Genomic DNA, 12,897 nt, shown 5'->3' on the forward strand with positions numbered 1-12,897 from the left:
ACAATCGCGCCCAAAGCTGCGGTCAAGGCCCATAGTTTTGACATCTTGGCAGGGAATGCAGGCGGCCGGCTTTGGACGAGCCCTGCACCCCAGAAAGACAAGGCTTTGAGCGGGCTTGCCGGCCACGCCGGTTTGTAGCGCGGCTGTTGGGGAACCGGCGGCCATTTGCTGGCCGGGACATGAGGTACGATCGCCTTGAGAGGATACCGCTTATGAATCCGGCCGACGTGGCTCAGTCAGCCCTTCCGGTTGCCGCTTCCGCGGACGTGTCGCTGATCGCGCTGTTCTGGCAGGCTCACTGGATCGTGAAAGCGGTGATGCTGGGACTTCTGTCCTGCTCGGTCTGGGTCTGGGCGATCGCCATCGACAAGATCTTTCTGTTCGCCCGCACCCGGCGTTCGATGGACCGCTTCGAGCAGGCGTTCTGGTCCGGCGAGTCGATCGAGGAACTCTATCGTACGCTCTCGGCCAAGCCGACGCATTCGATGGCGGCCTGCTTCGTCGCGGCGATGCGCGAGTGGAAGCGTTCGTTCGAGAGCCATGCGCGCTCGGTCGCAGGCCTTCAGATGCGCATCGACAAGGTGATGAACGTCTCGATCGCGCGGGAGGTCGAGCGGCTGGAGCGGCGTCTGCTGGTGCTCGCCACTGTCGGCTCCGCCGGCCCCTTCGTCGGCCTGTTCGGCACGGTCTGGGGCATCATGTCGAGCTTCCAGTCGATCGCAGCGTCGAAAAATACCTCTCTGGCGGTGGTGGCCCCCGGTATCGCCGAGGCGCTGTTTGCGACCGCCGTCGGCCTTATCGCCGCCATTCCTGCCACTATTTTCTACAATAAGTTCACGTCCGAGGTGAACCGGCAGGCCCAGCGGCTCGAAGGTTTCGCCGATGAATTTTCAGCCATCCTGTCGCGCCAGATCGACGAGCGGGGCTGACGGACGGCATGTATAGTGTGAAGGGCAATTTGGGCACCAGACCATGGGCATGAACGTCGCGAGTTCGTCCGGAGGCGGCGGGCGCCGTGGCCGGCGCAAGCCGGTCGTGGCCGAGATCAACGTCACGCCGATGGTCGACGTGATGCTGGTGCTGCTCATCATCTTCATGGTGTCGGCGCCGATGTTGACGGTCGGAGTGCCGCTCGACCTGCCGCAGACCCAGGCCAAGAGCCTCGAAAACAACGACCAGAAGCCGATCCAGATGTCGGTCGATATCAAGGGCAAGGTGTTCATCAACGATGCCGAGATCGCGATCAACGAGCTGATCCCGAAGCTGAAGGCGATCACCGACGCGCGCGGCGGGCTCGAGGAGCGCATTTATCTGCGTGCCGACAAGAAGGCGGATTACGGCACGGTGGCCAAGGTCATGGGCCTGTTGTCCGGCGCGGGATTCAAGAAGCTCGCCCTCGTTACGGAAGCGGATCAGGGGTAAGCGGTGAAGGTGAAGGTCGACAAGACACTCGTTGCGTCGATTGCCCTCCACGTCCTCGTGCTGGGATGGGGGCTCGTCACCTTTAGCAGCAGGGCATTCGTGCCGGCGGAAGAGTCGCTGCCGATCGACATCATCTCCACCGACCAGCTCGCGCAGATGATGTCGGGGCAGAAGACCGGCGACAAGAAAGAGCCGAAGCCCAAGGTCGAGAAGATCGCGGAGGCCAAGCCCGAGGAAGACGCCGTCGGCAAGGTCACCGAGAAGAAAGAGCTGATCAAGACCAACTCGACGCCCGAGCCGCCGCCAAAACCGGTCGAGAAGCCGGTCGAGAAGAAGCCCGAGCCGCCCAAGCCCGTGGCGGAAGCCAAGCCGAAGGAAGAGCCGAAGCCGCCGGAAAAGAAGCCTGATCCGGCCAAGGAAGATCCGATCGCCGAACTGCAGAAAAAGCTCGAAACCAAGAAGCCGCCGCCCAAGCCGGAGCAGAAGGTCGCGGCGGTGCAGCCGCAGCAGCAGCCGAAGCCCAAGGAGCGCAGCTTCGATCCCGCGCAGATCCAGCGTGACCTCGACAAGCGCGCCGCGACCCGGCACGAGCTCGCCGGCTCGACGCTGAATGCGTCGGCCTCGCTGGGATCGACGATCGGAACGGCCGCCAACAACGTCGCGACCTGGCGGGGTGCGTTCCAGGGCGCGGTGAAGCGCTGCTTCACGCCGACCTATAACGGCCAGGACGCCGATCAGTACGAGGCCGACATCGACATTCCCATGAAGATCGACGGATCGCTCGCGTCCGAGCCGGTCGTCGTCGCGGTGAGAGGGCCGTCGCGCTCGATCGCCCAGGCTGTGGCCGAGAGCGCCAAGCGCGCCATCGTGCAGTGTCAGGTCTATTCGTTCCTGCCGAAGCAGCAATACGAGAGCTGGAAGCTCATTCCGATGACTTTCGGCCTGAAAGACATGTTGTGACATCCGAACAAAAGAATTTTGCGATGAATGACGTTCGATCGATGAACCGCCGCCGCTTCATGACCCTGACCGGATCGACGCTCGCGATGCTGGGGGGCGGACAGGCCTTCGCCCAGCAGCCGCAGGGGCGGCTCCGCATCGATCCCACGGAGTTTCGGCCGATTCCGATCGCGATCACCAACTTCGTGCCGGGCTCACCCGCCGACGGCGACGTCGGCAACGGCGTCACGCAGGTCATCACCAACAATCTGAAGCGCTCGGGTTTGTTTGCCCCCGTCGACCAGGCCGCCTTCATCGAGCGCATCAGCAACATCGACGTCGCGCCGCAATTCGAGAACTGGAAGACCCTCAACGCGCAGGCCCTGGTCACCGGCCGCATGACGCGGCAGCCGGACGGCCGCCTCAAGGCCGAATTCCGCCTGTGGGACGTGGTCACCGGCCAGCAGCTCGCCGGCCAGCAATATTTCACCTCGCCGGAATATTGGCGCCGCATCGCCCACATCATCTCCGATCAGATCTATGAGAAGCTGACCGGCGAGAAGGGCTATTTCGACAGCCGCGTGGTGTTCGTCGACGAGTCCGGGCCGAAGGAGCGCCGCGTCAAGCGGCTCGCGATGATGGACCAGGACGGCGCCAATGTGCGCTATCTGACTCGCGGCGCCGACCTCGTGCTGACGCCGCGCTTCTCGCCGAACTCGCAAGAGATCACCTACATGGAGTTCGGCCAGGGCGATCCGAAGGTGTATCTCTTCAACATCGAGACCGGCCAGCGCGAGATCGTCGGCAATTTCCCGGGCATGACCTTTGCGCCGCGCTTCTCGCCGGACGGCCAGCGCGTCATCATGAGTTTGCAGCAGGGCGGCAATTCCAATTTGTTCGTGATGGATTTGCGCTCGCGCTCGACCACGCGCCTCACCGATACGCCGGCGATCGACACATCTCCGTCCTACTCGCCGGACGGCACCCGCATCTGCTTCGAGTCCGATCGCGGCGGCAGGTCGCAGATCTATGTGATGGCGGCGGGCGGCGGAGCTGCGCAGCGCATTTCCTTCTCCAAGGACGACACCAACGCCACCTATTCGACGCCGGTATGGTCGCCGCGCGGCGACTACATCGCCTTCACCAGGCAGGGCGGCGGACAGTTCTCGATCGGCGTCATGAAGCCGGACGGCTCCGGCGAACGGCTGCTCACCTCCGGCTTTCACAACGAAGGCCCGACGTTTTCGCCGAACGGCCGCGTGCTGATGTTCTTCCGCGATCCCGGCGGCAGCGGCGGGCCGTCGCTGTTCTCCGTCGACATCTCGGGCCGCAACGAGCTGAAGGTGCCGACGCCGGGCTTCGCCTCCGACCCGGCATGGTCGCCGCTGTTGTCCTCGACACAGGGCGGCTAAGACATCGCGTCTCCAGACACGCGATGTTTCCGAAAAAACGCGCCGATTTTTTCGCGTTCGGCGGAGAATGCAAGGTTTCCTTCACCTTGTGCCCGGCAAGGCTTGCCTAGCTGCTTGATATATCAGCAGAAATGGGTTCGCTATTGCCGAAAAACAACCCGACCTTAACGATGTTCCCTCAGAAAGGCTTCATCTGGCTTGGGTAAAAGTACGCGCTAAACAGGACGCGTAGCAAGCCGATGCAGCTGGCCGACCAGAAGCAGAGCGATCGAGACGAGCTGGAGCCGATACTCTACGCCGCTCTCGTCAACTCCATGGTGCAGAATTTCTGGGCGATCTTCCTCGGATCGGCCTGCACCGCCGTGGCTGCGGTCATGACTGCCTTGAAGACCGGCGACGTCCTGCTGTGGCCGATCGCGTTTCTCATCATCGCCATCGGCACTGCGCGCGCGTTTCAGATGCGGCGCTACGAAAACCGGATCCCGGCCCTGACGTTTGCAGAGGCCAAGCATCTGGAGCCGCGCTATTGGTTCGGCGCGCTCGTCTATGCCGGCATCATCGGCCTGTGGTGTTTCGTCGTCATCTTCAACAACGACGACGCGGTCGCGAACATGCTCTGCGTCTCCGTCACGGTCGGCTACACCGCCGGCGGCGCCGCCCGCAATTACGGCCAGCCCCGGGTGATCCAGTGGCACGTCGCGCTGGCCTGCGGTCCGATGTCGCTCGCCTTGATGCTGCATGGCGGGTTCTACTATATCGGGCTCGCGATCCTGCTCGGGCTGTTCTTCATCGCGCTGAAGAACATCAACCTCGGCCTGCATGCGATCTTCGTCAAGGCGCTGACCTCGAGCTTCCGGGAATCCGCGCTGGCGAGCCAGTTCGACACCGCGCTCAACAACATGCCTCATGGCCTGTGCATGTTTCGCGCCGACAGCCGCCTTGCGGTGATGAACCATCGCTTCGGCGAGCTGATGGCCTTGCCTGAAGATCTGGTCAAGCGCGGCGCCACCGCCGCCGACATCGTGTCGGCCTGCGTCGCCGCGCGGTCGATCTCGGCGGACAGCGGCAACCAGATCATGGCCGAGATCGAACACGCGCGGATCTGCGAGATCGTCACCGCCGACCCGGACCCCTCGCGCGGCCGCACGCTGGCCTGGACGTTCCAGCCGATGGCCGGCGGCGGCACCGTGCTGCTGCTGGAAGACATCACCGAACGCACCAACGCGGAAGCCCGCATCAGCCATCTTGCCCGTTACGACGAGCTGACGGCGCTGCCCAACCGCGTCAGCTTCCGCGACGAGATCGAACGGCTGCTGGCGATTTCGCACAATTCGGAACGCCTCTCGGCGCTGCTGTTCATCGACCTCGACCAGTTCAAGCAGGTCAACGACACGCTCGGCCATCCCTGCGGCGACCAGCTCCTGTGTGCGGTCGCCAACCGGCTGCGCGAGATGCTGCGTCCCGAGGATTTCGTCGCGCGCTTCGGCGGCGACGAATTCGTCGTGTTCCAGCAGAACATCGCGTCGCCCGAGGACGCCGCCGCGCTGGCGCGCCGCATCGTCGAGCGGCTCAGCGAGCGCTACCGCATCGACAATCACCTGGTCGAGATCGGCGCCAGCGTCGGCATCGCGCTGACCGCGCCGGACGGCGTCAGCGCCGATACGCTGCTCAAGAACGCCGACATGGCGCTGTACCGCGCCAAGGCCGACGGCCGCGGCACCTTCTGCTTCTTCCGCGACGAGATGGCGGCGACCGTCGAGGCGCGCCGCATTCTCGAGCTCGATCTGCGCAAGGCGCTGGCCAACGAGGAGTTCGAGCTGTTCTACCAGCCGCTGGTCAATCTGAAGTCCGGCAAGATCACCACTTGCGAGGCACTGCTGCGCTGGAATCATCCGGTGCGCGGCACGGTCTCGCCGGTCGACATCATCCCGGTCGCCGAGGACATGGGCCTGATCGTCGATCTCGGCCGCTGGATCCTGCGCCGCGCCTGCATGGAATGCATGAAATGGCCGGACGGCGTCAGCGTCGCCGTCAACTTCTCGCCGCAGCAATTCCACCAGCGCGACGTCCTGAGCGAAATCCGCTACGCGCTGGAGGTCTCGGGGCTTCCGGCGCACCGGCTCGAGATCGAGATCACCGAATCCTCGCTGCTGCGCAACACCCAGCTCACGCACGACATCCTGTCGCAACTGCATGCGCTCGGCGTGCGCATTTCGCTCGACGATTTCGGCACCGGCTATTCGAGCCTCAGCTATCTGCACAATTTCCCGATGCAGAAGGTGAAGATCGACCGCTCCTTCCTCGAAGGCATCGACACCGACCGGCCGCTGACGCTGCTGCGCGGCGTGGCGCGGCTGTCCGCCGATCTCGGCATGTCGGTCGTGGTCGAGGGCATCGAGACCAACGAGCAGCTCGAGCTGATCAGCGCCGACGGCACCGTCTCCGAGGCGCAAGGCTATCTGTTCAGCCGTCCGGTGCCCGCCGTGCGGATGCGCCAGCTCCTCAACGCCTCCTATGGACGGCGCGGCGACGGCCTGCTCCAGGTCGTCGGCACGCGCTCCTTCGCCTGACGCCGCTTCGCTGAATTTCCTGTCGTTTCAGTCTGTTGCCGGGCACCGTAGTCCTACGGGTGATTAACCCTAACCCTTCGATTGCTTTGCATACTTGTTAAGGAGCTGTTAATAAATGATCACGCGCGCGCAGGTTGTCCCGCAGGAGTTGCCTTGGGCAGCACGTCGTGAACGGTGAGTAAGGAGTTGGAATGCAGTCCTCAGCCAGAGCGGTCATTTCGGCTGTTGGACGAGGGGCGGAACTCCTCACCGACGTCGACTATCATCTCGCAGAGACGTTTGCCGAGAAGGAGGAGATCTACAATCTCCGCTACCGCGCCTATCTGCGCGAAGGCGCCGTCAGGGAGTCGGCGGACGCACGGGTCACCGACCGCTATGACGAGCTGCCGAACGCGTGGACCTTCGGTGTCTATCTCCACGGCGAGCTCTGCAGCTCGGTGCGCATCAGCGTGCTGACCTCGGAATGGCGCGAGTCCACCTCGGCCGACGTCTTTCCCGATATTCTGCTGCCACGGCTCGACCGCGGCGAGGTCATGATCGATCCGACGCGCTTCGTCGCCGATCCCGACCAGGTCAAGCGGGTTCCGGAACTGCCCTATTTGACGACGCGCCTCGCCTACATGGCCTGCGAGCATTTCAATGCCGATCTGGGCCTTGCGATCGTGCGTCCCGAGCATCAGGCCTTCTACCGGCGGGTGTTCCTGCACGAGACCATCGCCGAGCCCCGGCTGGTTCCGGGACTGACCAAGCCGTTCGGGCTGATGGCGGCGGACTTCCCGACCTTCCGCAAGAAAGTGTTCGAGCGCTATCCGATCATGCGGTCCACCGCCTTCGAGCGGCGGATGCTGTTCGGGCGCGGCGGCCAGCGCGAGGTCCCGCAGCGGCCCGTCCCGCAGCCGGTGCTGGTGGCGGACGCCGCTCACGCCTGAGGGCGGGCTGGGCATGTTCCGAGGCCGCCGCCTTTCGGCGGGGGGCCCCGGTCGCCTGACATATCCTCGGGGCCCAAAATTCCGGCAGGATCCAGCGTTTTTGCCGGCCGGCGCGGCTTGCCTTCACCCTCGCGCCACATTTACAACCCATTAACCATGACGGTTGCTTTTCGCTGGTTGGGGGCATTTGACCGGCTGAGGCAAGGTTCCGTCAAGGTTGACGGAACGTTCGCTTAACCAACCCCCTGTAGACCGGACAGCAGTGGACTGAACGTGAGCGTGGAGGCTCCGGAATGAAACATCCTATGCGTATCCTCCAGGGATTGAAGCTGGTCGCGGTGCTTGCCGTCGCGCTGTCGATGGGCGCCTGCGCCAACAAGAACTCTGCCACGGATGCGATGGCCAATGCGGCGACGCCCGGAAGCCAGCAGGATTTCGTCGTCAACGTGGGTGACCGCGTGTTCTTCGAAAGCGACCAGACCGATCTGACCCCGCAGGCGATCGTGACCCTGGAGAAGCAGGCCCAGTGGCTGCAGAGCTACCCGCGCTACAGCTTCACCATCGAAGGCCATGCCGACGAACGCGGCACCCGCGAATACAACATCGCGCTCGGCGCCCGCAGAGCCCAGTCGGTGCGCTCGTTCCTCGCCTCGCGCGGCATCGACCCGAACCGCATGCGCACGATCTCCTACGGCAAGGAGCGGCCGGTGGCCGTCTGTAACGACATCTCCTGCTGGTCGCAGAACCGCCGTGCCGTCACCGTGCTGAACGCGAGCTCCTGACGCTCAGTCAGGTCCCTGGCGATTGGTCAGGCGCCGTTCATCTTCAGAAACCGAATATGCCGGCGCCCCTCTCGGGCGCCGGTTTCGTTTCAGCGATCTGTGACAGAAACCCCTTTGTTCCAGTCACATTTTTGGCGTACTCCACTTCAATGTGTGGCGCGTCGAATGATCCGTCGCAGGCCATTTCGCTTTCGTCGTCAGGGCAAGATGTCATCCAGATTCAAGGCAATTACCGGCACCGTGGCGATCGCCGCGCTGCTCTCTTTCGGCTCGCCCGTCTTCGCGCAATCGGATGATGCCGACCCCGAGATGCGGATCGAGCGGCTGGAGAACCAGCTGCGCCAGCTCACCGGCCAGAACGAGGAGCTGCAATACCGCAACCGCCAGCTCGAGGAGCGGCTGCGGGCGCTCGAGGGCGGCGCGCAGGCTGCGCCCGGACAGGGCCAGCCCAACGTCGCGGCCATGCCGCCCGCGCAGGCCGCGCCGGCCTATCGCCAGCAGCCGCCGCAACAGCAACCGGCCCAGCCGAATTACGAGCAGCCGCAGATCGCCTCGCCCGCGCCGATCGTTCAGGAGCCGCCTGCGCCCGGCGCGCCCGGCAGTCGTCGCCGCGGCGATGCGTTTGACCCGAACCAGAATCCCGGTGCCCCGGGTGCGCCGCGCGCGCTCGGCGGCGGGCAGCAGCCGATCGCGGCGGGTGGTGGTCAGGCAGCCGCGCCCGGCGGGCGCGGCTACGGCGAGCCGCTCGATCTCTCCAACAATGGCGGCCGCTATCCGCAGGCAGCGGCCCCCGCGCAGCCCGCTTATCCGCCGGCCCAACAGGGCAATCCCGCGCCATCAGGCGGCACGGGCCTTGCGACCCTGCCGCCCTCGGCCACGCCGCGCGACGAGTTCGACCTCGGCATCGGCTACATGCAGCGCAAGGACTACGCGCTCGCCGAGCAGACCATGAAGAACTTTTCGCAGAAATTTCCGAACGATCCGCTGCTTGGCGACGCGCAATACTGGCTCGGCGAGAGCTATTTCCAGCGCCAGCAATACCGCGACTCCGCGGAAGCCTTCCTCGCCGTCACCACCAAATACGACAAGTCCGCCAAGGCCCCGGATGCCCTGCTGCGGCTCGGCCAGTCGCTGGCCGCGCTGAAGGAGAAGGAGGCCGCCTGCGCCGCCTTCGGCGAAATCGGCCGCAAATATCCGCGCGCCTCCGCCGGCGTCAAAGCGGCCGTGGACCGCGAGCAGAAGCGGGTGAAGTGCTGACGCGTAGCGTTTAAGTCCTGACAATGCTGACGGCGCTGCGCTAAACATTGCAGCATCCGCTTGCGACCGTCAGGGCCGCGTCATGTCAGACGACGACAATTCACCGATCTCGGCGCGCGCGGCGAAGCAGCTGTTCGCCGAGCTCAAAGGCGCGCCGGCACTGGTGCTCGCGGTCTCCGGCGGGCCTGACTCCGTTGCCCTGATGTGGCTCGCGGCGCGCTGGCGGCGCGGCCTTGCGCGCGGTCCGCATCTCACCGTCGTCACCGTCGATCACGGCCTGCGGCCGGAAGCGGCGCGCGAGGCGCGCGAGGTCAAGCATCTGGCGACCGGGCTCGGCCTGACCCACCGGACCCTGCGCTGGCGTGGCGCAAAGCCGGAGACGGGATTGCCTGCGGCCGCGCGCGAGGCCCGCTACCGCCTGCTCGCGCAGGCTGCGCGCAAGGCCGGCGCGAGCCATGTGCTGACCGCCCATACCCGCGACGACCAGGCCGAGACCCTGTTGATGCGTCTTGTCCGCGGCAGCGGACTTGCCGGACTGTCGGCGATGGCCCGCCTCACCGAGCGCGACGGCGTCGTCCTTGCGCGTCCGCTGCTCGATGTCCCGAAGTCGCAGCTGGTCGCGACCCTGCAGCGGGCGAAGATCGGGTTTGCCGATGATCCCACCAACCGCGACACCGCCTTCACCCGGCCGCGGCTGCGCGCGCTGCTGCCGCAGCTTGCGGCGGAGGGCGGCGACGCCCGCACGCTGGCCCGGCTCGCAGGCAGGCTGGCGCGCGCCAATGCGGCGGTCGAACTGATGGTCGATGGCGCCGAGCGCTTCCTTCAACTCCGGGCGCGCGGCGATGCGCCGCAGGCGGGCGTTCGAAGCTTCGAGGCCCAAATCTTTTTCGAAGCCCAAGCGTTTGCCGCCCTGCCGGAGGAGGTCCGGCTGCGGCTCCTGCTGCGGGCGGTCAATGCGCTCGGCCATGAAGGGCCGGCGGAACTGGGCAAGGTCGAAACCCTGATGGCCGCGCTCGACCAGGCCATGGCTGCGGGGCCCGCGGCCGCAAATGGCCGGCCGGTGCTGCGGCAGACCCTCGCGGGAGCCTTGATCAGCCTTGCCGGGGGGCGTATCCACGTCGCGCCGGCGCCGGCCCGGCGGCCCAAGGGGCGCTGAGCGCGGATCACGGGAGCCGAGCGCGGATCATGGCACCGGCCGTTTCGGTGGCGCGCCGTCAGGCCACCTTAACCAGGCAGGAAAAACCCCTGTCACGCCGCCATTATTTCAGCGGGAATCGCTCTAAGATGGGATAAATAGTCCCATCTCGTTCCCTTGGCAGCGACCGGGGCGGCACCTAAATTGTATGCGTCCAACCGAGAGGATTCCTTGGGATTTCCTCGTACTGCCCCAACTAGCTAACCGCCCAAGGATCAGGCCGCGATCCGCGCGACCACGAAGGAAGATCGATGAACGCCAATCTGCGCAATTTCGCCCTCTGGGTCATCATTGTCTTGCTGCTGTTGGCGTTGTTCACGCTCTTCCAGAATCCGGGTCAGCGCGCCTCCTCGCAGGACATCGCCTTCTCCCAGCTCCTGAGCGAAGTTGACCGCGGCAACGTGCGCGACGTCGTGATCCAGGGGCCGGACATCCACGGCACCTTCACGAACGGCTCGAGCTTCCAGACCTATGCGCCGAGCGACCCGACGCTGGTGAAGCGCCTCTATGACAGCAAGGTGCAGATCACCGCGAAGCCGCCCGGCGACAACGTGCCGTGGTTCGTCTCGCTGCTGGTCTCCTGGCTGCCCTTCATCGCGCTGATCGGCGTCTGGATATTCCTGTCGCGGCAGATGCAGGGCGGCGCCGGCAAGGCGATGGGCTTCGGCAAGTCGCGCGCCAAGATGCTCACCGAAGCGCATGGCCGCGTCACCTTCGAGGACGTCGCCGGCGTCGACGAGGCCAAGCAGGACCTGCAGGAGATCGTCGAATTCCTCCGCGACCCCGGCAAATTCCAGCGCCTCGGCGGCCGCATTCCGCGCGGCGTTCTGCTGGTCGGCCCTCCCGGCACGGGCAAGACCCTGATCGCGCGTGCGGTCGCGGGCGAAGCCAACGTGCCGTTCTTCACCATTTCCGGTTCGGACTTCGTCGAGATGTTTGTCGGCGTCGGCGCCTCTCGTGTGCGCGATATGTTCGAGCAGGCCAAGAAGAACGCGCCCTGCATCATCTTCATCGACGAAATCGATGCGGTCGGTCGTCACCGTGGCGCCGGTCTCGGCGGCGGCAATGACGAGCGCGAGCAGACGCTGAACCAGCTGCTGGTCGAGATGGACGGCTTCGAAGCGAACGAGGGCGTGATCCTGATCGCCGCGACCAACCGTCCCGACGTGCTCGATCCCGCGCTGCTGCGTCCCGGCCGCTTCGACCGCCAGGTCGTGGTGCCCAATCCGGACGTCGTCGGCCGCGAGCAGATCCTCAAGGTTCACGTCCGCAAGGTGCCGCTGGCCCCCGATATCAACCTCAAGACCATCGCGCGCGGCACCCCGGGCTTCTCCGGCGCCGACCTGATGAACCTCGTCAACGAGGCCGCGCTGACCGCCGCCCGCCGCAACAAGCGAATGGTGACGCAGGCCGAGTTCGAAGAGGCCAAGGACAAGGTGATGATGGGCGCCGAGCGCAAGTCGCTCGTCATGACCGAGGAAGAGAAGCTGCTGACGGCCTATCACGAGGGCGGCCACGCCATCGTCGGCCTCAACGTCGTCGCGACCGACCCGATCCACAAGGCGACCATCATTCCGCGCGGCCGCGCGCTGGGCATGGTCATGCAGCTGCCTGAGCGCGACAAGCTGTCGATGTCGCTGGAGCAGATGACCTCGCGGCTCGCCATCATGATGGGCGGCCGTGTCGCCGAAGAGCTGATCTTCGGGCGCGAGAAGGTGACCTCCGGTGCGTCCTCCGACATCGAGCAGGCGACGCGCCTGGCCCGGATGATGGTGACGCGCTGGGGCCTGTCCGAGGCGCTCGGCACCGTCTCCTATGGCGAAAACCAGGACGAGGTTTTCCTCGGCATGTCGGTGTCGCGCACCCAGAACGCGTCGGAAGCGACGGTTCAGAAGATCGACACCGAGATCCGGCGCTTCGTCGAAGAAGGCTACAACGAAGCGACGCGCATTCTCACCGAGAAGCGCGCCGACCTCGAAGCGCTCGCCAAGGGCCTGCTCGAGTTCGAGACGCTGTCCGGCGACGAGATCGTCGATCTGCTCAAGGGCAAGAAGCCGAACCGTGAATCCGTGCTCGAGCCGACCACGCCGCGCGCCTCCGCCGTGCCCCCGGCCGGCAAGTCGCGCCCGCGGCCCGATCCGGATCCCGGCCTGGAGCCGCAGCCGCAGGCGTAATCGCAAGCGGCAGATGAAATTGAAAAACGCGGCGGAAACGCCGCGTTTTTTTATTGTCGATGACGAGTTACGAGTGTGGACACTTTCGGCGCCTCGTCATTGCGAGCGTAGCGATGCAATCCAGACTGTCACCGCGGCAGGATTCTGGATTGCTTCGCTACGCTCGCAATGACGGAAGATAAAGTAGCGTGGGCAAAGGCGCCCAGGCGCCGTCCCC

General features: G+C 65.3%; 10 protein-coding genes. All 10 read left to right on the plus strand.

The window, feature by feature from the left end:
* Positions 1 to 212 precede the first annotated feature (212 nt).
* The 10 genes from tolQ (at position 213) to ftsH (ending at position 12,680) form a co-directional block, all read left to right on the plus strand.
* Positions 213 to 929: a protein TolQ gene (tolQ, locus tag JQ572_RS07005; protein ID WP_018641591.1), complete on the plus strand. Its 717-nt coding sequence runs from the start codon at positions 213 to 215 to the stop codon at positions 927 to 929.
* Between the two features lie 43 nt (positions 930 to 972).
* The gene (tolR, locus tag JQ572_RS07010) at positions 973 to 1,422 is read left to right on the plus strand and encodes a protein TolR (RefSeq protein WP_211382209.1); all 450 of its coding nucleotides are present in this window, start codon (positions 973 to 975) and stop codon (positions 1,420 to 1,422) included.
* Positions 1,423 to 1,425: 3 nt separating this feature from the next.
* Positions 1,426 to 2,382: a protein TolA gene (locus JQ572_RS07015; protein ID WP_211382210.1), complete on the plus strand. Its 957-nt coding sequence runs from the start codon at positions 1,426 to 1,428 to the stop codon at positions 2,380 to 2,382.
* A 41-nt stretch (positions 2,383 to 2,423) separates the two neighbouring features.
* Positions 2,424 to 3,773 (plus strand): Tol-Pal system beta propeller repeat protein TolB, encoded by a 1,350-nt coding sequence (tolB, locus tag JQ572_RS07020; protein ID WP_211382433.1) that lies wholly within the window; start codon positions 2,424 to 2,426, stop codon positions 3,771 to 3,773.
* 239 nt (positions 3,774 to 4,012) lie between these two features.
* Positions 4,013 to 6,343: a putative bifunctional diguanylate cyclase/phosphodiesterase gene (locus tag JQ572_RS07025; RefSeq protein WP_211382211.1), complete on the plus strand. Its 2,331-nt coding sequence runs from the start codon at positions 4,013 to 4,015 to the stop codon at positions 6,341 to 6,343.
* Between the two features lie 191 nt (positions 6,344 to 6,534).
* On the plus strand, positions 6,535 to 7,272 hold the full coding sequence (locus JQ572_RS07030) for an N-acyl amino acid synthase FeeM domain-containing protein (protein WP_211382212.1): 738 nt from the start codon (positions 6,535 to 6,537) through the stop codon (positions 7,270 to 7,272).
* A 293-nt stretch (positions 7,273 to 7,565) separates the two neighbouring features.
* The gene (gene pal, locus JQ572_RS07035; RefSeq protein WP_211382213.1) at positions 7,566 to 8,054 is read left to right on the plus strand and encodes a peptidoglycan-associated lipoprotein Pal; all 489 of its coding nucleotides are present in this window, start codon (positions 7,566 to 7,568) and stop codon (positions 8,052 to 8,054) included.
* Between the two features lie 207 nt (positions 8,055 to 8,261).
* A complete protein-coding gene (gene ybgF, locus JQ572_RS07040) occupies positions 8,262 to 9,311 on the plus strand; it encodes a tol-pal system protein YbgF (protein ID WP_211382214.1) in 1,050 nt (349 codons plus the stop codon).
* A gap of 82 nt (positions 9,312 to 9,393) precedes the next feature.
* Positions 9,394 to 10,467 (plus strand): tRNA lysidine(34) synthetase TilS, encoded by a 1,074-nt coding sequence (tilS, locus tag JQ572_RS07045; protein WP_211382215.1) that lies wholly within the window; start codon positions 9,394 to 9,396, stop codon positions 10,465 to 10,467.
* Positions 10,468 to 10,757: 290 nt separating this feature from the next.
* Positions 10,758 to 12,680 carry an ATP-dependent zinc metalloprotease FtsH gene (gene ftsH / locus JQ572_RS07050; RefSeq protein WP_211382216.1) on the plus strand — a complete coding sequence of 641 codons (1,923 nt, stop codon included), beginning with the start codon at positions 10,758 to 10,760 and terminating at the stop codon, positions 12,678 to 12,680.
* The last annotated feature ends 217 nt before the right edge of the window (positions 12,681 to 12,897 follow it).

Origin of the sequence: Bradyrhizobium sp. SZCCT0153, assembly GCF_018129995.1 — a bacterium.
Lineage (GTDB): Bacteria > Pseudomonadota > Alphaproteobacteria > Rhizobiales > Xanthobacteraceae > Bradyrhizobium > Bradyrhizobium japonicum_G.

Coding starts and splice junctions, on each gene's coding strand:
- ybgF (WP_211382214.1), top strand. CDS start 8,262: ATGTCATCCAGATTCAAGGCAATTACCGGCACCGTGGCGATCGCCGCG.
- tolR (WP_211382209.1), top strand. CDS start 973: ATGGGCATGAACGTCGCGAGTTCGTCCGGAGGCGGCGGGCGCCGTGGC.
- JQ572_RS07030 (WP_211382212.1), top strand. CDS start 6,535: ATGCAGTCCTCAGCCAGAGCGGTCATTTCGGCTGTTGGACGAGGGGCG.
- tolB (WP_211382433.1), top strand. CDS start 2,424: ATGAACCGCCGCCGCTTCATGACCCTGACCGGATCGACGCTCGCGATG.
- ftsH (WP_211382216.1), top strand. CDS start 10,758: ATGAACGCCAATCTGCGCAATTTCGCCCTCTGGGTCATCATTGTCTTG.
- tilS (WP_211382215.1), top strand. CDS start 9,394: ATGTCAGACGACGACAATTCACCGATCTCGGCGCGCGCGGCGAAGCAG.
- pal (WP_211382213.1), top strand. CDS start 7,566: ATGAAACATCCTATGCGTATCCTCCAGGGATTGAAGCTGGTCGCGGTG.
- JQ572_RS07025 (WP_211382211.1), top strand. CDS start 4,013: ATGCAGCTGGCCGACCAGAAGCAGAGCGATCGAGACGAGCTGGAGCCG.
- tolQ (WP_018641591.1), top strand. CDS start 213: ATGAATCCGGCCGACGTGGCTCAGTCAGCCCTTCCGGTTGCCGCTTCC.